This window comes from Pseudomonas reidholzensis, assembly GCF_900536025.1.
GTDB lineage: Bacteria > Pseudomonadota > Gammaproteobacteria > Pseudomonadales > Pseudomonadaceae > Aquipseudomonas > Aquipseudomonas reidholzensis.
Genome location: NZ_UNOZ01000002.1, coordinates 267377 through 290554, shown reverse-complemented (window position 1 = coordinate 290554; position 23178 = coordinate 267377). Strand labels below are relative to the sequence as shown.

The following is a 23178-nucleotide window of genomic DNA, read 5'->3' as shown; positions in this document are numbered from 1 at the left end:
GTGCAATCTAGGCCAACGCCCGCGTCCAGACAATTATCCCGAGGGATAGGTTGGCGTTGAGGATACACCCCGGCAGCGCCTGGCAATCGGCCAGGGCCGCCGGCGAAGGGACCATAACGGTCAAAAGCGTTCCCGTTCCTGCCAAGCCGTCCGGGGCGGGGTTTGGCACCAGGGCCGCTGCGTATACTCGCGCTCACACTGCAGGTTGCTGAGGGTTGCGCGATGCTGGACGAACGCCTCGTTCACAGGCCCATCGATAACGATCCGTCGCTGGATGAAGCGTGGCTGAATCGGTGCGATACCGCCTTGCTCGCACAGGAGGGCGACCTCAGCTACTTCCGCTTGTGGGACGCACGTTCAAGCAAGGCCTGGATCGCCGTGCGCGCGCCGGTCGAATCGCCGGCCGCCTGCCAGCGCCTGGAGCGCGACTACCGGATCCGCCTGGAGCCGGAATGGGCGGTGCTGCCGGCGGCCTTCGTGCGCTCGGCGGAAGGCCCGCTGCTGGTGTACCCGGCGGGCGAGTCGATCGCCGAGGTGATCGCCCACGGTCGGCCGACCCTGCGCGTGTTCCTGCAGATTGCCGTGCATGCGGCCACGGCGCTGAGCCTGGCGCATGCGGCGAATGTGCTGCATGGCGCGTTGCAACCGCAGCACCTGGTGCTGCTCGACGACAACCGGGTCCGCCTCTGCGGCTTTCGCGCCGACACCGCCGAGCTGATCGCCAGCCAGGGCTCGCAAGGGGTCGACTGGCGCTACCTGGCACCCGAGCAGGTCTGCCCGCACGGCGCGAGCAGCGATCGGCGCAGCGACATCTATGCGCTGGCCGCCATCCTCTACCAGATGCTGGTCGGCGAATTGCCGCTTGCGGGGCGCGACAAACTGCACTGGCGCCAGCTGCATGCGGGCGTCCAGCCGAAGCCGGCGAACGAAGTCGACCCCGCGCTGCCCGAGAGCATCAGCCTGATCCTCGCCAAGGCCCTGGCCAAGGAGCCCGACGCCCGCTACCAGAGCGCCCAGGCACTGGCGGTGGACCTTGCCCACTGCCAGCGGCAATGGGCCGCCACGCAGACCCTCGAGGTGTTCCAACTCGGCCGCAGCGACCCGGTGCCACCCGCCCGCGAAGGGTTGTACGGGCGCACCAGCGAGCTGCACAGCATCGCCCGCCTGCTCAAGGCACTGCGCCGCGACAGCGCCCCGCAGTCGCTGTTCATCAGCGGCGCCACCGGCATGGGCAAGTCCAGCCTGGTGCAGGCCGCCTTGCGCGACAACGCCAGCGGCTATTGGGCCTCGGGCAAGTGCAACAGCCTTGAACAGGCGATCCCCTATGCGCCCTGGATCGACATCCTCGGCTCCCTGACCACCCAGTTGCTGGCCAAGAACAGCAGCGACCTGCACGCCATCCGCGACGACATCCAGCAGCGCATCAAAGGCCGCGGGCGGCTGCTCGGCAAGCTCGCCCCGGACCTCAAGCTGATCATCGGGCCGATGGCCGAGTTCCCCGAGAAGCTGTCGCGCCTGGCCCTGGAAAAAGAGCTGCGGGCAATCGTCGACTTCCTCCAGGTGTTCACCGCCCCGGGGCGGCCGCTGGTGATCTTTCTCGACGACCTGCAGTGGGCCGACGACGCCACCCTGCACCTGCTGCGCGAACTGCTCGCGCAGCCGCCGGCCAACCTGTTGCTGATCTTCGCCAGCCGTAGCGACAGCGCGGGCGGCAGCACCCCGTTCGCGGCTGAGCTGAGCCATCCGCCGACCCTGCGCAGCCAGCGCCTCGACCTGCTGCCGCTGCCGGTCAGCGCGGTGGTCGAGCTGATCTGCGCGCGCTACCACGTCAGTCCCGAGGAGGCGCAACAGGTTGCCGAGCTGGTGCATGCCAAAGCCGCCGGCAGCCCGTTTTTCGTCCGGCAGATTCTCAAGGCCATGGTCGAAGACCACCTGTTCAGCTTCGATACCCTGGCCATGCGCTGGACCTGGTCGCTCGAGGCGGTGGCACAGCACCGCTACGCCGACAACGTCGCCGACCTGATGGTGCACCGCCTGGCGCGCCTGCCTGCGGCCCAGCGCGAAGTGCTGCGGATTGCCGGCGCTGCCGCCGGCTGCTTTGACCCAGGCGTGCTGCGCCGGCTGGTCACGCTGGCCCCCGAGCGCCTCGGCGATCACCTCAAGGCCTTGCTCGAGGCGGGCTTCCTGTCGTCCAGCCAGCAGCAACTGCGCTTCTCGCATGACCGCGTGCAGGAGGCCGCCTACCTGCTCACCGCCACCGATGAGCGGGCGCCGCTGCATGCGCGGATTGCCCGGGCGATGAAACAGACCTGGCGCGCCGAGTTGCCTGATGTGCTGTTCGAGATCGCCAACCAGGTGCAGCGTGCCGACCGCCTGACCTTCGGCGCAGACGAGTGCGAGGCGTTCGTGGTGCTTCTGCAGGAGGCGGCCACCCTCGCCCGCGACGCCGCGTCGTACGACCAGGCCTGCGGGTACTTGCAAGCCGCCGAAGCACTGCTGCACGCCCGCGCCTCACGCCACACCCGCCAGCAGCATGCGTTCGCCCTGGCCTGCATGGCGGCCGAATGCGACATGCTGCTGTCGCGCATGGCCGAGGCCGAACAGCGCATCAGCCAATGCAGCGAGCGGGCCCGCTCGCCGCTCGACCAAGCGACCGCGTGCAAGCTGCGCGCCCGCTTGAAGACCCTGCGCTGCGATTATGACGGCGCCATCGACGACGCCCTCGCGGGCTTGCGCCTGCTCGGCATCGAGCTGGTACGCGGCAGCGCGCCGCAGCAGGTCGAGGCCGAGTACCGCAAGGTGCACGCGCTGATCGAGCAGCAAGGGCGACATTGCCTGGAGGCACTGCCCAAGGCCGACAGCGAAGAAGTGATTGTCGCGGTCGCCCTGCTGGCGACCCTGTCCTCGTCGTTTTTCATCGAGGACGATATCCGCTTCCTGCACCTGGCGAAGATCCTCGAGCTGACCCTCGCCCACGGCGTGGCCCCCGGCAGCACCTACGGCCTGGCCTGGTTCGGGGTGATGGGCGCCGAGCGCCTGGGCGCCTATCACGATGGCCACGCCTACTGCCTGGCGGCGCTCAAGCTGATCGAAAAACATGGCTTCGAGGCCGACCTGACCAGCACTTTGCTGGCCCTGGACCAGGTCAGCGCCTGGACCGCACCCATGGAATTCGCCCGCCGCACCGCGCTCGAAGCGATCGACTCCGGACGCCTCAGCGGCGACCTGGCGATGGCCTGCTACGCCTGCAATCACCTGGTCTCCGACTCGCTGGTGATGGGCCACCACCTGCACACCGTGGCTGAGGAAGTCGAGCGCGGCCTGGCCAGCGTGCGTCAGTACGGCTACCGCGACATCGAGCAGATCCTGCTGGCCCAGGAAGGCTTCGTCAGCGCCCTGAGCGACGGCACCGAAGCCCGCCGCGAGCACTGCGAGACGCTGCTGTACGAGGCCCTGGAAGACCGCGTCAGCTCGCGCACGACGCTGTTCTTCAAGCACCTGTTCGACGGCATGGCGGCGTTCTACCTGGGCGATATCCGCCACGCCGTGCGCGCCCTCGAGCACGCCGGCACCCTGGCCTGGGCGGCACCGGCGCATATCAACCTGGCCGACTACCACCTGTTCCGCGGGCTGACCCTGGGTTGCCCGGAAGCCCCCGGCAGCCTCGAACACAAGCGTGAACAACTGGGCCAGCTGCGTGCGCTGTTCGCGCGCTGGGCGCAGTTCAATCCAATGACCTTCCGCAACAAGCTGCTGCTGATCGAAGGGGTGATCGCCAAGCTCGACGGCGACGGCCTGTCGGCCATTCGTTGCTTCGACCAGGCACAGATCGCCGCCACCGCCGCCGGGTTTATCCATGAGCAGGCCCTGGCCCACGAACAACTGGCCGAAGTGTGCATCCCCAGCGGCCTGATCTCCGGCGCCAACCTGCACCTGCGGATTGCCCGCGACTGTTTCCATATCTGGGGGGCGGCCGGCAAGGTGCGCCAACTGGAGACGCTGCACCCGTTTCTGCGCACCCAACCGATCCAGGAGACCTACCGCTCCCACTCGCAGGCCAGCCTGGACCTCGAGGCCGGCATCGAGGCTGCCCGCGCGCTGTCCGAAGAAGTGCTGCTCGAAGGCCTGATCGAGACCCTGATGGGCCACCTGACCCTGCACTCCGGCGCCGACCACGGCGCGCTGCTGATCGTCAGTGGCGCCGAGTTCCAGATGGCCGCGGCGGCCGCCATCGACGACGGCGGCCTGCACGTGAGCATGGAGGACTGCCAGAAATTCATGACCCAGGCGCCGCTGTCGATCATCAACGCGACCATGCGCACCAAGAAGCCGCTGCTGCTGCACGATGCCCTGTGCGAATGCCCCGAAGCCTTCCGCCAGGACCTCCACGCCCGCGGTGCGCGTTCGGTGCTGTGCCTGCCGCTGGTGATCCGCGGCGTGCTGATCGGCCTGGTCTACCTGGAAAATCGGCTGGTGCCCAACCTGTTCGGCAGCCAGCGCCTGGCGATGCTGGAGATTCTCGCCTCGCAGGCCGCGGTGTCGCTGCAGACGGCCAAGTTCTATACCCGCCTGGCCGAAGACAACCAGACCCGCGCGCAGATGGAAGCCGAGCTGCGCCGCTCGCGGGCGGAGCTGGCGCGCAGTTCGCACCAGCAGGTGATGAACGAGTTGTCCGCCTCGATCGCCCATGAAATCAGCCAGCCGCTGCTGGGCATTGCCTCCAACGCCGCAGCCAGCCTGCGCTGGCTCAAGCGCGACGCGCCGGACCTGGCAGAAGCGATTGGCGGCCTGGAAGACATCCGCGCCGACAGCGAGCGCGCGGCGAGCATCGTCAAGGCGCTGCGCTCGCTGGCCAAGCAGGCGCCACTGCAGGTCAAGCCGATCAACCTGGACGAGCTGGTGCAGGGGGTGCTCCGCCTGACCTCGGCGGATGCGCTCAAGTGCGGGGTCAAGGTTCAGCCGCGGCTCGAGGCGGGAGTCAGCATCAAGGGTGATCCGGTACAGGTGCAGCAGCTGGTGTTCAACCTGATTACCAATGCGCTGGAAGCGCTGGGCGGGTTCCGCGGTGATGGGCTGCTGTGCATTGGCTCGCAGGTGACCCAGGCGGGGGTGGAGATTTCGGTGGACGACAACGGGCCAGGAATCACCGCCGAAGAACGCGAGCGGATTTTCGAGGCGTTCTATACCACCAAGGCCAATGGCCTGGGGATGGGCCTGGCGATCTGCAGTTCAGTGGTGCGGGCGCATGGCGGGAGTTTGCGGGCGCAGGTGTCCGAGCTGGGCGGCTGTCGGATTCTGGTGACCTTGCCGGTGGGAGAGTGGGAGGCGCGTTGATTGCGCCCCCCGCTGCCATCAACGCGAAGTCAGCGCCGAGTAGCTGTTCATCAGGTTGCGGTAGTTGGGGATGCGCTGCGACAGCAGGTTACCCAGCCCTTCGATGTCGTTACGCCAGTCGCGGTGCAGCTCACACGCCACCGAGAACCAGTTCATCATCTGTGCCCCGGCCTGGGTCATGCGCGCCCAGGCGGCCTGCTGCACGGTTTCGTTGAAGGTGCCCGAAGCGTCGGTCACGACAAACACATCGAACCCTTCAGCCAGCGCCGACAGCGTCGGGAACGCCACGCACACGTCAGTCACCACACCGGCAATGATCAGCTGCTTGCGGCCGGTGGCCTTGATCGCCTTGACGAAGTCTTCGTTGTCCCAGGCGTTGATCTGGCCAGGACGGGCGATGTACGGCGCATCCGGGAACATCTCTTTGAGCTCCGGCACCAGCGGGCCGTTCGGGCCTTGCTCGAAGCTGGTGGTGAGGATGGTCGGCAGGCCGAAGAACTTGGCCAGGTCACCCAGGGCCAGCACGTTGTTCTTGAACTCGTTGGGCGAGAAGTCCTGCACCAGCGAGATCAGGCCGGTCTGGTGATCGACCAGCAGTACCACGGCGTCATCTTTGTTCAGGCGTTTGTAATCTGGATTGCTCATGACGGTGACTCCTTGGGTTGGAAAAGTCAGTGGCAACCGCCCTTGTCCGCAGGGACCTATCCCTGCGGATAAAAACGGCTTAAGAAAGGTAGCTCGGTGCTTGCGATCGTGCTGCCAGGCGCCAGGCTTTCGGCGGCTGGCCGACCAAGCGGCTGAATGCGCGGGTGAAGTGCGCCTGGTCGCAGAATCCGCATTCCAGGCTGACATCGGTGATCGGCGCCTCGGTGGCCAGCAGCTGCTTGGCCTTCTCCAGCCGCGCCAGCAGGCGCCAGGCTTGTGGCGACAGGCCGGTATTGATCTTGAACGCCCGCGAGAAGTGGCTGCGGGTCAGGTGGCACAGCGCGGCGATCTCGATGATCGACAGCTCGCTGCGCAGCATCAGTTCCTTGGCCAGGCGTAGGCGCTTGGGGGTCAGGGCACCCGGCGCTAGGGTCTGGGGGGTCATAACGACGCTCCTCTTTCGATGAACAGAGTCTCGCCTTGGCGACATGACAAAGTCCTGAGCCAACCCTTAATAGTTATTAATTCGAGGCAAACCGCTAACGACGACCGGTTCAGGTGCCGTTCCAGCCAAAACAGATGATGATTTTTCTGCGGGTGCTGGCCCCACGGGTTAAACCGTTACCTTAAGATGCCGATCTGGTTAAGGGTCGGGCCTTGTCGAAGGCCGGTATTCAGGGTGGATGGGTATGCAGCGCACAGTCGCAGTGGTTCTTTTCAATGATGTGCTGATGCTCGATGTCACCGGGCCGATGGACGCCTTTGCCCTGGCCAACCGTTTTCTGCCTGAAGACAAACGCTACCGGCTGATCACCGTCGCCGATGGCGAGGGCATCATTCGTAGCTCGAGTGGCTTGCAGGTCGTGGCCGACCTTTGTCTGCATCAACTGCCAGAGGCGATCGACCTGCTGCTGGTGCCGGGTGGCCCTGGGGCCTATGACGTCGCCCTGCCGGGGATCGAGGGCTGGCTGCCGCAGGCGGTGCGCCGTGCCGGGCGCTTCGGAGCGATCTGCACCGGGGTGTTTCTGCTGGCCCGCGCCGGGTTGCTCGGCGGCTATCGCTGCACCACCCACTGGAACTACGTCGAGCGCCTGGCGCGGCAGTTTCCCGAGGTCAACGTCGAAACCGAGCAGATCTACGTGGTCGATCGCAGCCTGATCACCTCGGGCGGGATCACGGCCGGGATCGATCTGGCCTTGGCGGTGGTCGCCGAGGACCATGGCAAGGCACTGGCGCTGGAGGTGGCCAAGGTGTTGCTGGTCGCGCGTCATCGCCAGGGTGGGCAGTTGCCCTACGGGCCATTGCTGGCGGCGGTGCCGCGCGATGGCTCACCGATTGCCCGTGTGCAGGCGTACCTGGTCGACCATATCGACCAGGCGTTCACCGTGCAGAAGATGGCTGAACTGGTGGCGATGAGCAGCCGCAACTTTGCCCGGGCGTTTCAGCGCGAAGTCGGGATTACGCCGCTGCAGTACCTGCAGAACGCGCGGATCGACTACGCGCGAAAGCTGCTCGAGGGCTCTGACCTGCCGTTGAAGGTGGTGGCGGCGCGCAGCGGGTTTGGCAGTGACCGGCATATGCGCAAGGTGTTTTGCGAGCGGATCGGGATGACGCCGAATCAGTATCGTGCACAGTTTGGCGGCGGCTGAAACTCCTGTGCGGCATTGCCGGCCTCTTCGCGGGTAAACCCGCTCCCACAGGGTATCGAGCCGCTTGTTACCTCTGCGCAGCCAGGGTACCGAGCCGCTCCTGAGATCTGCACAAATCCTGTGGGAGCGGGTTTACCCGCGAAGAGGTCACCACCGATTGTCACCCTAGCAGAGACAATGTGTCGCCAAACAAGCAGATTGTCTGCAAGCAGCTTGGCCGTCACAATTCTCGCTTCACTGTAATCAACGCTGCCCCGTAGCAGCTCATGGAGTCCGAGCGATGCCACACGAAGGCAGCCTTCTACAAACCGCCGTCATCTTCCTCCTCGCCGCGGTCATCGCCGTGCCCCTGGCCAAGCGCCTGCAACTGGGCGCAGTGATCGGCTACCTGCTCGCCGGCGTGGCCATCGGCCCGCAAGCGCTGGGCCTGATCCGCGACACCGAAAGCGTCGCGCACATTTCCGAGCTGGGTGTGGTCCTGCTGCTGTTCATCATTGGCCTGGAATTGTCCCCACGGCGCCTCTGGCTGATGCGCAAATCGGTATTCGGCGTGGGCCTGGCCCAGGTCGTGTTGACCGGTGCAGTGATCGGCACCATTGCTATGTTCGTCTTCGGCCAATCGATGCCCGCCGCCGTGGTGCTCGGCCTCGGCCTGGCGCTGTCGTCGACCGCCCTCGGCCTGCAGAGCCTGGCCGAGAGCAAGCAGCTCAATGCCCCACATGGCCGCCTGGCGTTTGCCATTCTGCTGTTCCAGGACATCGCCGCCATCCCGCTGATCGCCCTGGTGCCGCTGCTCGCCGCAACCGGCCCGGACACCGCGCACGGCGACGGCCTGGAGCATGGCCTGAAGGTGTTTGCCAGCATTGCCGTGGTGATCGTCGGCGGCCGCTACCTGCTGCGCCCGGTGTTCCGCATCGTCGCCCGCACCGGCTTGCCGGAAGTGTCTACCGCGACCGCGCTGCTGGTGGTGATCGGCACGGCCTGGCTGATGGAAGAGGCCGGGATTTCCATGGCCCTGGGCGCCTTCCTCGCCGGCTTGCTGCTGGCAGACTCGGAGTACCGGCATGAGCTGGAGTCGCAGATCGAGCCGTTCAAGGGCCTGCTGCTCGGGCTGTTCTTCATGAGTGTCGGGATGGGCGCCAACCTCAGCCTGCTGCTCGAGTCCCCGGCCCTGCTGCTGGGCCTGACCCTGCTGCTGGTGGCGGTCAAGCTGCCGTTGCTGATGCTGGTCGGGCGCCTCGGTGGCGGCCTCAATACCGCCAACGCGCTGCGTCTGGGCGTGGTCCTGGCGGCCGGTGGCGAGTTTGCCTTCGTGGTGTTCAAGCTGGGCAAGGACCAAGGCCTGTTCGACACCTACACCTATGACCTGCTGCTGATGACCATCACCCTGTCGATGGCCGCCACGCCGTTGCTGCTGATCGCCTGCGCGCGCCTGCTGAAGCGCCCGCAGAGCACCCGCGAAGTGCCAGAGCAGTACAAGCAGATCCAGACCGATGCGCCGCGTGTGGTGATCGTCGGCATGGGCCGCATGGGCCAGATCGTCTCGCGCATCCTGCGTGCACAGAAGATCCCGTTCATTGCCCTCGACACCTCGGTGGACGCCATCGAGTTGACCCGCACCTTCGAGCAGGCGCCGGTGTTCTACGGTGACCCGCTGCGCGCCGAAGTGCTGCATGCGGCCAAGGTTGGCGACGCCGAATACCTGGTGATCACCACCGACGACCCGGAGATCACCACCCGCACGGCAGAACGGGTCAAGCGGCTGTACCCGCACCTCAAGGTGCTGGCCCGGGCGCGTAACCGCCAGCACGTGCACAAGCTGACCGATGTGGGTGCGGTGCCGATCCGCGAGACGTTCTATTCCAGCCTGGAGATGACCCGCCGCGCGCTGGTGGGGTTGGGGTTGTCCGAGGCGCAAGCGGCGGACCGCATCCAGCGCTTCAGCGAGCATGACGAACAGGTGCTGGAAACCCAGGGCAGCGTACGCGACGACCGCGCCAAGGTGATGCAGAACGCCAAGGAAGCGCGGGTGGAGTTGGAGCGGTTGTTCGAGTCGGATGCGGATTGACGTCTTGCCCTCAGGGTAAGGTCAAACGAGTGATTGGCGGGTGCTCCTGACGGGCCACCTGCCAAAGATCGTAGGCCATCTGTTCCGCCAGGTACTGGCGCGCATCGCCAAGGCCAGCGAGCTGAAGCCGGTATGCGAGTGTTGCGCAGAGACTGGCGCGGCCGTTGAGGACTGCGGATAACTGGCTTTGAGTGAGACCGAGATGGCCTGCCAGTGCTGACACGCTGATGCCCATCGCCGGCAAGACATCGTCTCGCAAGGACTCACCTGGGTGAGGGGGATTGTGCATGAGGAGGCTCCTGATTGAGGCAGCCGATCATGGGCAGGTCTTCCCCACAGTTTAAGCCCATGGTTTCCGCAACAGCTGTGGGCCTTTTCCCGAACTGTAAAGAACCGAGATTCGGTGCACTGGGGCTGCTACGCAGCCCTTTCGCGACACAAGGCCGCTCCCACACGTTGGATCGCGCAAGGCTCACGACCAGCCGCGATCACCTGTGGGAGCGGCCTTGTGTCGCGAAAGGGGCGCGAAGCGGCCCCAGGATTTCAGGTTCAGCAACGTCCTACAGCGTCTGAAGACGTTTCTTGCTGCCTCCCCCACGACCAGCGAAATACCCTACGAAGCCTGTCGACTCCCGTCTGATTGTCCAAGGAAACCATGCCCTCTAGGCTGACCGGGTCGCTGTCGGTTCAGCGATCGGATGTGGAAATCCGGATGGTCAAGATAGGACTGTTTAATGGCAGTCGTACGCGGGAGGCCTATGGCCTGCCGGTTTCCTTCTTGGCCGGTTTTCCACCCCGCGTACAGCTGCCGCCCTCTGTGTGGAAACGGTTGATTGCAGCTCAACTCAAGGAGTTTTCTGCAATGAAGAAAATAGTCCCGGACCCACCGCTCCCCAACACCATGCAACGCCCCTTCGGCCGCTGCGACGCCGGCCATCCGCCCATGTTCACCGTCAACCCCGGCATCACCGCCCATGACGCCCTGGTGCATGTCGCGCTGTACCTGCGTGGCGCGTATGAAAGTGGCTACAAGGCACTCGCACACCTGGACGAGAAAGGTCAGAGCCTGATGTGGGCCAACCTGCACTCGGTCGAGATGGCCGATGGATTGATCGAGGCGATGCTCGAGGGGATTGAATCGCAGCCCGTTAACTGAGCATTCTCAGCTGCCATACCGGCCTCATCGCGGGCAAGCCCGCTCCTACAAGGGTTGAGCGTAGGAGCGGGCTTGCCCGCGATGAGGCCTGCGCTGAAAACAAAAAAAGGCCGGCATCCCCAGAGGAATGCCGGCCTTTTTTCGATGTCGGTGGGTGATTACTTACCCGCAGTCAGGGCGTTGTAGCTGGTCATCAGGTTGCGGTAGTCCGGGATGTGGTTCGAGCACAGCGCCGCCAGGCCTTCGATGTCGTTCCTCCAGTCGCGGTGCAGCTCGCAGGCCACGCCGAACCAGGTCATCAGCTGTGCACCCGCACGGCTCATGCGGTCGTGAGCGGCGTCGCGGGTCATCTCGTTGAAGGTGCCCGACGCATCGGTAACCACGAACACATCGAACTCTTCTTCCAGAGCTGCCAGCGCTGGGAAGGCCACGCACACTTCAGTCACCACACCCGCGATGATCAGCTGTTTCTTGCCGGTTGCCTTCACTGCCTTGACGAAGTCTTCGTTGTCCCAGGCGTTGATCTGGCCTGGGCGGGCGATGTACGGGGCGTCCGGGAACAGCGCTTTCAGCTCAGGTACCAGTGGGCCGTTGGGGCCTTGCTCGAAGCTGGTGGTGAGGATGGTCGGCAGGTTGAAGAACTTGGCCAGGTCAGCCAGGGCCATCACGTTGTTCTTGAAGCGGTCCGGCTCGATGTCACGGACCAGGGACAGCAGACCCGCCTGGTGATCAACCAGCAGCACGGCAGCGTCGTCTTTGTTCAGGCGGTTGTATTGGAAGTTGGCCATGGTAGAGCTCCTAAAGGTGGTTTTGATTTCGAGTAAGTTGGGTGTTTCGCGTTGATGGGCAAAGATTAAAACCAACACCTTTGGAGCGGTAGATAGCGAAATTCGCCTTTAGCGTTCTATTATGCGAACGATCAATTGGCACGCAGAACAAGATCCCTGGAGAACAACGCGTGGAAGACCTCAACTCCCTCTACTTCTTCACCCAGGTGGTAGAGCACGGCGGCTTCGCCCCCGCCGGGCGAGCGCTGGACATGCCCAAGTCCAAGCTCAGCCGGCGCATCGCCGACCTCGAGGACCGCCTCGGCGTGCGCCTGTTGCACCGCACCAGCCGGCACTGCTCGCTGACCGAGATCGGCCAGGAGTACTACCGCCGCTGCCTGGCCATGCGGGTGGAGGCCGAAAGCGCCGCCGAGGTCATTGAACGCAACCGCTGCGAGCCACGCGGCCTGGTACGCCTCAGTTGCCCGACCACCCTGCTCAACTCGCTGGTGGCGCCGATGCTCACCCGCTACATGGTCAAGTACCCGCTGGTGGAGCTGTTCATCGAAAGCACCAACCGCCGCGTCGACCTGCTCCACGAGGGCTTCGACATGGCCCTGCGGGTGCGCTTCCCGCCGCTGGAAAACACCGACATGGTGATGAAGGTGCTGAGCAACAGCACCCAGTGCCTGGTCGGCCGGCCTTCGTTCCTCGAGCAACTGCCACCCGGTTTCGAGCCGCAGGCGCTCAGCGCACTGCCAAGCCTGCACTGGGGCGGCGCGCAGCGTGAGTACCAGTGGGCGCTGTTCCAGGGCGAGGACATGAGCCGCAGCATCGTCATCCCGCACACGCCGCGGATGGTCACCGATGACCTGTTCGCCTTGCGCCATTTCGTCCTGGCGGGCGTGGGCATCGCCCACCTGCCGCGGGTCGCGGTGCGCGACGACCTGGCCAGCGGCCGCCTGGTGGAACTGCTGCCGGAGTGGCACCCACGCTGCGGCATCGTTCATGCGATCTTCCCCTCGCGGCGCGGGCTGCTGCCATCGGTGCGCTCGCTGATCGATCACCTGGCCGAAGAGTTCGCCGCCAGCGACATGGCGTAAGCGCCAGCACACCCATACAAGAAGTACGCAGGCGCATGCGGCACAGTTCAGTCTGAAGAGGGGCCGCTCCCACCAGTACCGCGCAAGGCACCCGGCCGACGCTGACCCTGTAGGAGCGGCCTGGTGTCGCGAAAGGGCTGCGCAGCAGCCCCGGCTCTCTGAAGCCTACAACCAGAACCGGACTCACCATGCCCCGTGCCTCCAGCAGGATCGCCCTCACCCTGCTCACCGCCCTCGCCGTTTCTCAGGCGCAGGCCGACGACCCCGGCTGGTCGCTGCTCAGCCGCAACTACCTGCTGCACAACGACTACCGCTCGCCCACCGGCAGCGGCCAGAGCTACCGCCAGGAATGGGCCCAGGGCTTCATTGGCGAACTGCGCTCGGGCTTCACCGCAGGCACCGTCGGCGTCGGCATCGACGCTCACGCCTTTCTCGGCCTCAAGCTCGACGGTGGCCGTGGCCACGCCGGCACCGGCCTGCTGCCGCGCGACAGCGATGGCCGCGCCGAGTCGGACTATTCCAGTGCCGGCGCCGCGCTCAAGCTGCGCCTGGGCAACACCCTGCTGCGCTACGGCGAGATGACCGTCGAAACGCCGGTGTTCGACACCGGCGACAAACGCCTGCACCCCGAATACGCCACCGGCTGGCTGCTGGAAAACACCGACCTGGCCGACTGGCGCCTGCAGGCCGGGCGCTTCACCGCGTTCAACAACCAGGACAACAGCTCGAGCCACGATGACTTCAGCGGTGTTGGCGCGACCACCCACGGCCATGCCATCAGCCTGGCCGGCGCCACCTACGCGCCCGACGGCCCGTTCGGCGGTGCGCTGTACGCCTCGCAGCTGGAGGACACCTGGCGCCAGGGCTACCTCAACCTCAACCTGGCCGAGGGCAACTGGCGCCTGGACGGCAACCTCTATCACACCCGCGACAGCGGCCAGGCCAGCGCCGGGGCGATCGACACCCGCGCCTACAGCCTCGCCGCCAAGTACCGCCGTGGCGCCCAGGCACTGACACTGGCCTACCAGAAAATCGACGGTGACACGCCGTTCGACTTCGTCGGTGGCGACTCGATCTACCTCGCCAACTCGATCAAGTACGCCGACTTCAATGGCCCCAACGAGCGCTCCTGGCAACTGCGCTACGACCTCGATATGGCCACCCTCGGCGTGCCCGGCTTGAGCCTGATGGGCCGCTACGTCACCGGCCGCGGCATCGACGGCACGCATGCGCCTGCAGGCGGCGCCTACGTCGCCCAGCAAGGCCACGGCGGGCGCCACTGGGAACGCGACCTCGACCTCAAGTACGTGGTGCAGAGCGGCACCGCCAAGGACCTCAGCCTGTCGCTGTCGCACGTCAGCCACCGGGCCAACAGCGCCCAGGCCGGCGACGACATCGACCGCCTGTACCTGATCATCGAATACCCTCTCAAAGGCAGCTTCTGACATGAGCACTCCCTCCTCCAGCGCCTGGAGCCCCCTGCGCAACAGCACCTTTCGCATGCTGTGGATCGCCACCATCGCCTCCAACATCGGCACCTGGATGCACGAAGTGGGCGCCGGCTGGCTGATGACCACGCTGTCGGCCAGCCCCTTGCACGTGGCGCTGATCCAGGTCGCCGGCTCGCTGCCGATGTTCTTCCTGGCCCTGCCGGCGGGCGCGGCGGCGGACATCGTCGACAAGCGCCGCTACCTGTTGCTGGTGCAGCTGTGGATGTCGGCCGTGGCCCTGAGCCTGGCGGTGCTGACCCTGCTCGGCTTGATGAACGTCACGCTGCTGCTGGCCCTGACGTTGGCCCTGGGCATCGGCACTGCGCTGATGATGCCGGCCTGGAGCGCCTTGACCCCCGAGCTGGTGGGCAAGGACGAATTGTCGGCCGCCGTGGCGATTTCCAGCGTCGGTATCAACGTCTCGCGCGCCGTTGGCCCGGCGTTGGCGGGGGTGCTGGTGAGCCTGGTCGGGCCGTGGCTGACCTTTGCCCTGAATGCCGTGTCGTTTGCCGGGGTGATCCTGGTGTTGCTGCTGTGGAAGCGCCAGGTGCAGACGCCGCTGCTGCCGGCCGAGCGCTTCATCGGCGCGATGCGCACCGGGCTGCGCTTTGCCCGCAGCTCCAAGCCCTTGCAGGCGGTGCTGGTGCGCGCACTGGCGTTCTTCTTCTGCGCCAGTGCTGGCATGTCGTTGCTGCCACTGATCGTGCGCGGCGAGATGCACGGCAGCGCGGCGGACTTCGGCATGCTGCTGGCCGCCATCGGCATCGGTGCGGTAGCCGGCGCGACCCTGCTGCCAACGCTGCGCGAGCGCATCAGCCGCGACCGCCTGGTGGCGATTGCCGCGCTGCTGTATGCGGTGTTCTTGCTGACCTTGGCGCTGGTGCGCAACTTCTACGTGCTGCTGCCGGCGATGCTGCTCAGCGGCGCGGCGTGGATCGCGGTGCTGTCCAACCTGCAGGTGGCGGCGCAAACCTCGGTGCCGGCCTGGGTACGGGCGCGGGCGCTGTCGGTGTACATCCTGATCTTCTTTGGCGCGATGGCGGCGGGCAGCCTGCTGTGGGGCAGCCTGGCCAGCCATGTGTCGATCACCCAGAGCCTGCTGCTGGCGGCCGCGGGTTTGGCGTTGGGCACCTTGCTGACGCTCAAGGTGGCCTTGCCCACGACTGAAATCGAAGCGCTGACGCCGTCGCTGCACTGGCCAGTGCCGGTGCTCGATGACGAGGTGGATAAAGAAAGCGGGCCGGTGATGGTGACGGTCGAGTACCACATCGACGCGGCCAAGGCCGAGGCGTTTCAGGTCGCCGCGCGGGAGCTGGAGGCCATGCGCAAGCGCAACGGCGCGCTGTCGTGGGGGCTGATGCGAGACAGTGCGGATCCGTTGGTGTGGATGGAGTTCTTCTTCGAGGAGTCGTGGCTGGAGCACTTGCGCCATCACCACCGCGTGACGCGTGGCGAACTGAAGATCGAGGCGCGGGTGCGGCAGTTGCAGAGCGAGGGCGTGCCGGTGCGGATTCGGCATCTGTTGGCGGGTAAAGCCTAGAGGGTCATCGCTGGCCTCTTCGCGGGTAAACCCGCTCCCACAGGGTCAGCGGTGAACCCTGTGGGAGCGGGTTTACCCGCGAAGGGGCCAGTGCAGACGACACAAAAAAGGGGGCCTTCAAGGCCCCCGATTTACATCAGAAGGCGAAGCAGGAACAACCCAACGCACCCCAGAAGCCCTGGAAGTCGTTGACCGGCACGCTCGAATGACGCGCCTTCTCATGGCTGTGCGCATGCACGCCACACGGCCCGACACACTGGTGCACCGCGGCGGCCAGCGAAGGCGTACCGACGCGCCAGTGCCCCGGCACCTTGGCCACCGGCGACCACTCAGGCAGCACCGGCACTTGCGGTGGGCCGAGCTTGTCGAACTCGCCGGCGCCATACACGACCTTGCCATCGACGATCGTCAGCACCGACTCGATGCCCTTGATCGCCTCTTCCTCGACACTGAAGAAGTCCAGCGACAGCGCCGCCAGGTCCGCCAGCTGGCCGACCTTGATCTGGCCCTTCTTGCCCTGCTCGCTGGAGAACCATGCGCTGCCCTGGGTGAACAACTGCAGGGCGGTGTCGCGGCTCAGTCCCTCGGGGTACAGCTCCATGCCGCCGACGGTCTTGCCGCTGACCAGCCAGTACAGCGAAGTCCACGGGTTGTAGCTGGACACGCGGGTGGCGTCGGTACCGGCCCCGACCGGCACGCCCATGTCGAGCATGCGCTTGATCGGCGGGGTCTGCTCGGCCGCCTTGGCGCCGTAGCGATCGACGAAGTATTCACCCTGGAAGGCCATCCGGTCCTGGATCGCGATACCACCGCCGAGGGCACGCACGCGCTCGATGTTTTCCGGGGTGATGGTCTCGGCATGGTCGAAGAACCACGGCAGGCCATTGAACGGAATGTCACGGTTGACCTTCTCGAACACATTCAGCATGCGCGTGATGGATTCGTTGTAGGTGGCGTGCAGGCGGAACGGCCAGCGCTGCTCGACCAGGTGGCGCACCACCGGCTCGAGTTCTTCTTCCATGGTTTGCGGCAGGTCCGGGCGCGGCTCGAGGAAGTCCTCGAAGTCGGCGGCCGAGAACACCAGCATCTCGCCCGCGCCGTTGTGGCGGAGGAAGTCGGTGCCGCTGTGCAGCTTCACGCTGGAGGTCCACTTCCTGAAGTCGTCCAGCTCTTCCTTGGGCTTCTGGGTGAACAGGTTGTAGGCGATGCGCACGGTCAACTGGCCGTTGTCGGCCAGCTCCTGGATCACCGAATAGTCGTCCGGGAAGTTCTGGTAGCCGCCGCCGGCATCGATGGCGCTGGTCAGGCCCAGGCGGTTGAGTTCACGCATGAACTGGCGGGTCGAGTTGACCTGGTACTCCAGCGGCAGCTTCGGCCCCTTGGCCAGGGTCGCGTAGAGGATCATCGCGTTGGGGCGGGCAATGAGCATGCCGGTCGGCTCGCCGAACTTGTTGCGCTGGATCTCGCCACCCGGCGGGTTGGGCGTGTCCTTGGTGTAGCCCACGGCCTTGAGTGCGGCGCGGTTGAGCAGCGCACGGTCGTACAGGTGGAGCAGGAACACCGGCGTGTCGGGCGCGGCCTGGTTGATTTCTTCCAGGGTCGGCATGCGTTTTTCAGCGAACTGGAATTCGTTCCAGCCACCGACCACGCGGACCCACTGCGGGGTAGGCGTGCGCTCGGCCTGGTCCTTGAGCATGCGCAGGGCGTCAGCCACCGAGGGGACGCCTTCCCAGCGCAGCTCGAGGTTGTAGTTGAGGCCACCGCGGATCAGGTGCAGGTGGGAGTCGTTCAAGCCCGGGATGACGGTGCGCTGCTTGAGGTCGATGATCTGCGTGGCAGCGCTTTTGTGCGCCATGGCTTCGGCGTCACTGCCAACGGCAACGAAACGGCCGTCCTTGATGGCAACGGCGGTGGCGGTGGGCTTTTCGCGGTCGACGGTGTGCAGTTTACCGTTGAACAGAATGAGGTCGGCGGTCATGGGGCCTCCTTGAGTGGATGCATGGGCGGAACCGGCTGAACCGGTAAAGGGCAGCGCAGACCAGAGCGCACCGGCGGCACCGAGCACGGTGCTGGTGGCGAGGAACTGGCGACGGCTCTTGTCGTTGGGGTCCTGGGTCATGAGGGTCTCCGTCTGGATGCGGCATGGGCAGGCGCAACTGCGGAGCATGCCGGTTCATGCGTGGCGACGATTGGATGGATGTGCTGCCTGGCGCGGTTGAGGCTAGCAACGAAGTGCCTGGGGCGCCGCGATGGCGGTCGCCCCCGCACTGCTTACCTGGACAGGAACGCCAACAGGTCTTCGTTCAACTGCTGCGCATGCGTTACCGCAAAGCCATGCGGCGCACCGCTGTAGACCTTGAGCTCAGCCCCACGAATCAACTCGGCAGCGCGCTTGCCGGTGGTCTCGAACGGCACGATCTGGTCGCCATCGCCATGGATCACCAAGGTCGGCACATTGATCTTGGCCATGTCCGGGCGGAAGTCGGTCTCGGAGAACGCGGTCACGCAATCCAGGGTCGCTTTCAACGAGGCCAGCAGCGCGATATTGAGGGTTTGCGTCTGCACACCCTGAGAGACCGTCTGCCCCTGGTTCAGCCCATAGAACGGCGTGGCGAAATCGGCGATGAACTGCGCCCGATCAGCGCGCAAGCCTGCCGCGATGCCTTCGAACACCGACAGATCAACCCCCTCCGGGTTGCTCTCGGACTTGCCGAACACCGGCGTCACCGCGCCCAGCAGCACCAGCCCGGCGACCCGCTCGCTGCCGTGGCGAGCGATGTAGCGGCTGACGTCGCCGCCGCCCATCGAGAAGCCGACCAGGGTCACGTCGCGCAGGTCGAGGTGTTCGATCAGCTGGGCGATGTCGTCGGCGAAGGTGTCATAGTCGTACCCGGTCCACGGCTGGTCCGACCGGCCGAAGCCACGGCGGTCGAAGGCGATGGCGCGGTAGCCGCGGCTGGCCAGGTATTCCATCTGCGTGTCCCACATGTCGGCATCCAGCGGCCAGCCGTGGCTGAACAGCACGGGCTTGCCGCTGCCCCAGTCCTTGTAATAGATCGCAGTGCCATCGCGGGTAACGAGTGTGCTCATGTCGGTATCTCCTGAAAAATGGGAAGTTGCTTGAACAAGGCAGGTACGAAGTTTCAGCCGCGCAGCCAGTTGGCACAGCGCCGGGTTACCCACGGCATGATGTAGAACACCACGGGCAGGATGACGAACAGGTTGACGATCAGGTTGCCGATGACAGGCCCGCCCAGCTGCGGGAAGCGCGCGAACAGCGGCGCCAGCAGTTGCGGGATGACCATGGTCATCGGGCAGATCACCAGGTAGGTCAGCAGCGCCTGCTTCCAGCGCGGCGGTTGCGCCGTGGTGGTGCTTGGCGGGGTGAACCAGAATTCCGGGTCGTCATGCACCTGGGTGTGGTCGCCGTCCTCCAGCAAGGGCAGCACCTCGTTGACCAGCGCCAGGCGCTCGGCCGAGTTGACCCAACCCTGCAACAAATCCGCATCGGCAAAGCGCACCACGGTGGTGAAGTGGCAGCCGCCGCCGTCCGGGCGGATCACGTTGACGTCCAGGTGGCCTGGCTGCTGGCGAGCGGTAGACACCGCGCGCTTGAGCCATGCCTCATAGAGCGCGAGCGATTCGGCGCGGGCTTTGTGCTGGATGACCAGGGTCACCACGTTGCGGTTGTCTTGGGTTGCAGTGTTCATCGGCGTTCCCTGGGGATGAGCGGCGGGCCAGGCCCACTGTGCGGCAGTGGGCGGGCGCTGGATTGGATGGGTGTGCTGTGACGGGGCGGCTTACTTAGCGGCGGTCAGGGCGTTGTAGCTGGTCATCAGGTTGCGGTAGTCCGGGATGTGGTTGGAGCACAGCGCGGCCAGGCCTTCGATGTCGTTCCTCCAGTCGCGGTGCAGCTCACAGGCCACGCCGAACCAGGTCATCAGCTGGGCGCCGGCTTGGCTCATGCGGTCATGAGCGGCGTCGCGGGTCAATTCGTTGAAGGTGCCGGAGGCGTCGGTGACCACGAACACGTCGAACTCTTCTTCCAGCGCTGCGAGGGCTGGGAAGGCCACGCACACTTCAGTCACTACACCCGCGATGATCAGTTGCTTCTTGCCAGTTGCCTTGACCGCTTTGACGAAGTCTTCGTTGTCCCAAGCGTTGATCTGGCCTGGGCGGGCGATGTACGGGGCATCCGGGAACAGCGCTTTCAGTTCCGGTACCAGCGGGCCGTTGGGGCCTTGCTCGAAGCTGGTGGTGAGGATGGTCGGCAGGTTGAAGAACTTAGCCAGGTCAGCCAGGGCCAGCACGTTGTTCTTGAAGCGGTCCGGCTCGATGTCACGGACCAGGGACAGCAGGCCCGCCTGGTGGTCGACCAGCAGCACGGCAGCGTCGTCTTTGTTCAGGCGGTTGTATTTGAAGTTAGCCATGGTGAAGCTCCTAAAGGTGGTTTTGATTTCGAGTAAGTTGGGTGTTTCGCGTTGATGGGTAAAGATTAAAACCAACACCTTTGGAGCGGTAGATAGCGAAATTTGGCTTTAGCGTTCCATTTTGTGAACGATGGATTGGCAGTGGATTTGCGGGTGCTCTTCGCACGCCGACCAGCTCTCGCAGGCCTGTCCCGATGCCGAAATAGGAGGTTCTTCGCGAGTTGATGTAGGACATTTCCGAAAGCACCTCCAAGGGACCTAATTGCCCATTGCAGGGTGCTAGCGTCCAGGTTTTCCAAGGAGCCTGGATATGAATCGCATCAACATGAAAGGCAGAGGCCAAGCGCTGGATGGCGACTTCACCACCACCGGCGCAATCTGCATCGCCAGTACGTCGATATTCAAGGTCAATGGGCGTCGCGTACTGCGCGAAGGCGACGTCACGACGCCCTGCCCTCGATGCAACAAGAGCGGCACAGTGGTCGAGGGGATGGCAGGGTTCATGGTTGATGGCCGAAGGGCCGCCATGGATGGGGCGCGGGTAGCCTGCGGATGTGATGACGGATGTCGGGTGATCGCGCCTCTAGGTGCCCTTACGCCACCCCGAGCTCAACCGGTAGCAACACCCAGCAGCGCTGCGCCATCACCGAAAAGTCCTGAACTGTCTCTGCCCGCTACCAACAGAGCTTCACCGCTGCTGCGCAGGACATCATGGAGCCGGGGTTCTACATCGTTCCGCGCAGTATGTCGTACGAGCAGGTCCTGGCTAACCTCAGTGACCCGCAAACGAGCCTGCCGCATTCGATGCTGCAACGGCTGAATCCGACGTATCAGCAAGGGTTCAAGGCCGGTGAGATTTTCATCATCGGCGATCCCGGCAATGGGCATACCTGCACCCGCCAAGAGTTGCAGGCGATGAGTGCTGCGCAGGTTGCCCGGGAGGCGTTGGCTGATCTTACGAACGAGGAGGCCAACTTCATGATGCGCCATCAGGCGGACATCGCGGGGTTGCTCAGTGATGTGAGCCTGTCGATGGGGGTAGCCCAGACGATGATGGCAAGGTCACTTGATGACTTGAAGAACACGCTGCGTCAGATTGAGCTAGTGCATCAGCAGCAGTTTTCGAAATACGGCCATTTGAAAAGCCCCGAGTTCTTCGCCTCTCGTCAGGAGCTTTTCAAGCGGATGGATACCCAGTTGCGAATGAGCTTCCTCAACAAGCACATGAATCTTGGTAGCCATGACACCCTGCGAAGAGGCCTGGGTATATCCAGCAAAAGTTTGGTTCACCATTGGAGCAAAGCCGGTGCACCAGGGGCGATTCCGGGCTATGCGACGCATGTGGAAAAGTTGGGGAGGATGTCGAAATATCTCCAAAAGGGCGGACAACTAGGAATAGTGATCGGTGCAGGCTCCTCCGTCTTCAAGATCCATGACGCCTGTACTGCAGGCAATACAGAAGCCTGTCGCAAGATCAAGTTTACAGAAGCCGGGAGTTTTGCAGGGGGATTGGCGGGAGGTTCTGTTTCCGGCCTCGCTGCCAGCAGACTCGCAGCGGTAGCGTGTCTGGGGGCAGGCCCCGGCGCTCTCGTCTGTAATATCGTAGTAGCAGGAGCCGTTGCGTTAGTAGGGAGCACGGCAGGGATGTCAGGTGGAGAGTATTTAGGCGAAGTTCTATTTGAAGCGGCTGGCCCATGATCGGGTTATGGAAAAGTGGTTGGGGGATAGCGCTATTAGTGTCCCCCTTCATCATAGGACTCACGGGTGTCGCCATAGACCTGCAGATCGCAGGTTCCCGACACTTCAGGGTCATGATTACTGCACTGCGGCGAAGCAGCTCCCTCCACATGTACTTGTGCCTTTGGGGAACGAACAGCCTGCTATCCCGGGCCATGGTAGTCAGTGCCATGAGTGGTTTGCTGTGTTTCCCTGATTACTCAGTAAAAAAACGGGGGCTTGATGCCGAAGATAGTCGAGACTTTCCCACTTACCTTCGACGCAGAATGCGACTAGCGTCCTGGCTTACCGCCATCGGCGCACTATGGCTGTTAATGGCCGTCGCACTGCTTGAGCTCACAAAGGGGTGAAGGCTTGCGTACCCTGTGCACTCAGCTGAAGTGAAAAAGGCCGGCCCCCTTTCAGGGATGCCGGCCTTTTCGATTTGAGTGTGTGTATTTACTTACCCGCAGTCAGCGCGTTGTAGCTGGTCATCAGGTTGCGGTAGTCCGGGATGTGGTTCGAGCACAGCGCGGCCAGGCCTTCGATGTCGTTCCTCCAGTCGCGGTGCAGCTCGCAGGCCACGCCGAACCAAGTCATCAGCTGGGCGCCGGCTTGGCTCATGCGGTCATGAGCGGCGTCGCGGGTCATTTCGTTGAAGGTCCCGGAGGCGTCGGTGACCACGAACACGTCGAACTCTTCTTCCAGCGCTGCGAGGGCTGGGAAGGCCACGCACACTTCAGTCACTACGCCAGCGATGATCAGCTGCTTCTTGCCAGTTGCCTTGACCGCTTTGACGAAATCTTCGTTGTCCCAGGCGTTGATCTGGCCTGGACGGGCGATGTACGGGGCATCCGGGAACAGCGCTTTCAGTTCCGGTACCAGCGGGCCGTTGGGGCCTTGCTCGAAGCTGGTGGTGAGGATGGTCGGCAGGTTGAAGAACTTGGCCAGGTCAGCCAGGGCCAGCACGTTGTTCTTGAAGCGGTCCGGCTCGATGTCGCGGACCAGGGACAGCAGGCCTGCCTGGTGGTCGACCAGCAGCACGGCAGCGTCGTCTTTGTTCAGGCGGTTGTATTTGAAGTTAGCCATGGTGAAGCTCCTAAAGGTGGTTTTGATTTCGAGTAAGTTGGGTGTTTCGCGTTGATGGGTAAAGATTAAAACCAACACCTTTGGAGCGGTAGATAGCGAAATTTGGCTTTAGCGTTCTGTTTTGTGAACGATGGGAGTGCATCGCCGGGCCAGGCCTTCTTCGCCGGGCCGCCAGAATGAAAAAAGGCCGG

Annotated in this window: 18 protein-coding genes; 9 read left to right on the top strand and 9 right to left on the bottom strand. The window is 64.4% G+C overall.

Translation table 11 applies throughout. The features are described from left to right. Window positions 1-222 precede the first annotated feature (222 nt). The gene (locus tag CCOS865_RS01460) at window positions 223-5334 is read left to right on the top strand and encodes a trifunctional serine/threonine-protein kinase/ATP-binding protein/sensor histidine kinase (protein ID WP_119137221.1); all 5112 of its coding nucleotides are present in this window, start codon (window positions 223-225) and stop codon (window positions 5332-5334) included. Between the two features lie 18 nt (window positions 5335-5352). Here CCOS865_RS01460 and ycaC (CCOS865_RS01455) read toward each other — a convergent pair whose 3' ends face one another. Together ycaC (CCOS865_RS01455) and CCOS865_RS01450 are read right to left on the bottom strand one after the other, a co-directional pair. Next, complete coding sequence (ycaC, locus tag CCOS865_RS01455) at window positions 5353-5979, bottom strand: isochorismate family cysteine hydrolase YcaC (RefSeq protein ID WP_119137219.1); 627 nt, start codon at window positions 5977-5979, stop codon at window positions 5353-5355. A gap of 79 nt (window positions 5980-6058) precedes the next feature. Then, a complete protein-coding gene (locus CCOS865_RS01450; protein ID WP_341868349.1) occupies window positions 6059-6487 on the bottom strand; it encodes a helix-turn-helix domain-containing protein in 429 nt (142 codons plus the stop codon). A 181-nt stretch (window positions 6488-6668) separates the two neighbouring features. Between CCOS865_RS01450 and CCOS865_RS01445 the strand changes: the two genes are divergently transcribed. Both CCOS865_RS01445 and CCOS865_RS01440 read left to right on the top strand, forming a co-directional pair. Then, the gene (locus CCOS865_RS01445) at window positions 6669-7628 is read left to right on the top strand and encodes a GlxA family transcriptional regulator (RefSeq protein ID WP_119137216.1); all 960 of its coding nucleotides are present in this window, start codon (window positions 6669-6671) and stop codon (window positions 7626-7628) included. A gap of 280 nt (window positions 7629-7908) precedes the next feature. Then, window positions 7909-9696 (top strand): monovalent cation:proton antiporter-2 (CPA2) family protein, encoded by a 1788-nt coding sequence (locus CCOS865_RS01440; RefSeq protein ID WP_119137214.1) that lies wholly within the window; start codon window positions 7909-7911, stop codon window positions 9694-9696. Window positions 9697-9706: 10 nt separating this feature from the next. On the opposite strand, the gene CCOS865_RS01435 is transcribed toward CCOS865_RS01440, so the two are convergent. Further along, window positions 9707-9985, bottom strand: coding sequence for a HigA family addiction module antitoxin (locus CCOS865_RS01435; RefSeq protein WP_119137212.1), 279 nt, complete (start codon window positions 9983-9985; stop codon window positions 9707-9709). 573 nt (window positions 9986-10558) lie between these two features. Between CCOS865_RS01435 and CCOS865_RS01425 the strand changes: the two genes are divergently transcribed. Continuing rightward, complete coding sequence (locus CCOS865_RS01425; protein ID WP_119137208.1) at window positions 10559-10852, top strand: hypothetical protein; 294 nt, start codon at window positions 10559-10561, stop codon at window positions 10850-10852. 158 nt (window positions 10853-11010) lie between these two features. On the opposite strand, the gene ycaC (CCOS865_RS01420) is transcribed toward CCOS865_RS01425, so the two are convergent. Next, entirely contained in the window at window positions 11011-11640 is a 630-nt protein-coding gene (gene ycaC, locus CCOS865_RS01420) for an isochorismate family cysteine hydrolase YcaC (RefSeq protein WP_119137207.1), read from the bottom strand. 170 nt (window positions 11641-11810) lie between these two features. On the opposite strand from ycaC (CCOS865_RS01420), the gene CCOS865_RS01415 reads away from it, so the two are divergent. The 3 genes from CCOS865_RS01415 to CCOS865_RS01405 all read left to right on the top strand — a co-directional run bounded on the left by CCOS865_RS01415 (window position 11811) and on the right by CCOS865_RS01405 (window position 15752). Further along, entirely contained in the window at window positions 11811-12722 is a 912-nt protein-coding gene (locus CCOS865_RS01415; protein WP_119137206.1) for a LysR substrate-binding domain-containing protein, read from the top strand. A gap of 188 nt (window positions 12723-12910) precedes the next feature. Beyond that, a complete protein-coding gene (locus CCOS865_RS01410) occupies window positions 12911-14167 on the top strand; it encodes an OprD family porin (RefSeq protein ID WP_119137205.1) in 1257 nt (418 codons plus the stop codon). Between the two features lies 1 nt (window position 14168). Further along, on the top strand, window positions 14169-15752 hold the full coding sequence (locus CCOS865_RS01405) for an MFS transporter (RefSeq protein ID WP_119137204.1): 1584 nt from the start codon (window positions 14169-14171) through the stop codon (window positions 15750-15752). Between the two features lie 136 nt (window positions 15753-15888). On the opposite strand, the gene CCOS865_RS01400 is transcribed toward CCOS865_RS01405, so the two are convergent. The 4 genes from CCOS865_RS01400 to ycaC (CCOS865_RS01385) form a co-directional block, all read right to left on the bottom strand. Continuing rightward, entirely contained in the window at window positions 15889-17730 is a 1842-nt protein-coding gene (locus CCOS865_RS01400; protein WP_167469000.1) for an amidohydrolase, read from the bottom strand. Window positions 17731-18023: 293 nt separating this feature from the next. Next, entirely contained in the window at window positions 18024-18842 is an 819-nt protein-coding gene (locus CCOS865_RS01395; RefSeq protein ID WP_119137202.1) for an alpha/beta fold hydrolase, read from the bottom strand. 53 nt (window positions 18843-18895) lie between these two features. Beyond that, window positions 18896-19462: an antibiotic biosynthesis monooxygenase gene (locus CCOS865_RS01390; RefSeq protein WP_119137201.1), complete on the bottom strand. Its 567-nt coding sequence runs from the start codon at window positions 19460-19462 to the stop codon at window positions 18896-18898. 90 nt (window positions 19463-19552) lie between these two features. Further along, window positions 19553-20182, bottom strand: a complete 630-nt coding sequence (gene ycaC, locus CCOS865_RS01385; RefSeq protein ID WP_119137200.1) for an isochorismate family cysteine hydrolase YcaC — start codon at window positions 20180-20182, stop codon at window positions 19553-19555. Window positions 20183-20492: 310 nt separating this feature from the next. Here ycaC (CCOS865_RS01385) and CCOS865_RS28360 point away from each other — a divergent pair, with 310 nt between their 5' ends. Beyond that, a complete protein-coding gene (locus tag CCOS865_RS28360; protein WP_341868348.1) occupies window positions 20493-21002 on the top strand; it encodes a PAAR domain-containing protein in 510 nt (169 codons plus the stop codon). Then, on the top strand, window positions 20894-21880 hold the full coding sequence (locus tag CCOS865_RS01380) for a hypothetical protein (protein ID WP_244216053.1): 987 nt from the start codon (window positions 20894-20896) through the stop codon (window positions 21878-21880). Before CCOS865_RS28360 ends, CCOS865_RS01380 begins: the two co-directional genes overlap by 109 nt. A gap of 477 nt (window positions 21881-22357) precedes the next feature. On the opposite strand, the gene ycaC (CCOS865_RS01375) is transcribed toward CCOS865_RS01380, so the two are convergent. After that, entirely contained in the window at window positions 22358-22987 is a 630-nt protein-coding gene (ycaC, locus tag CCOS865_RS01375; protein WP_119137199.1) for an isochorismate family cysteine hydrolase YcaC, read from the bottom strand. Window positions 22988-23178: the final 191 nt, after the last annotated feature.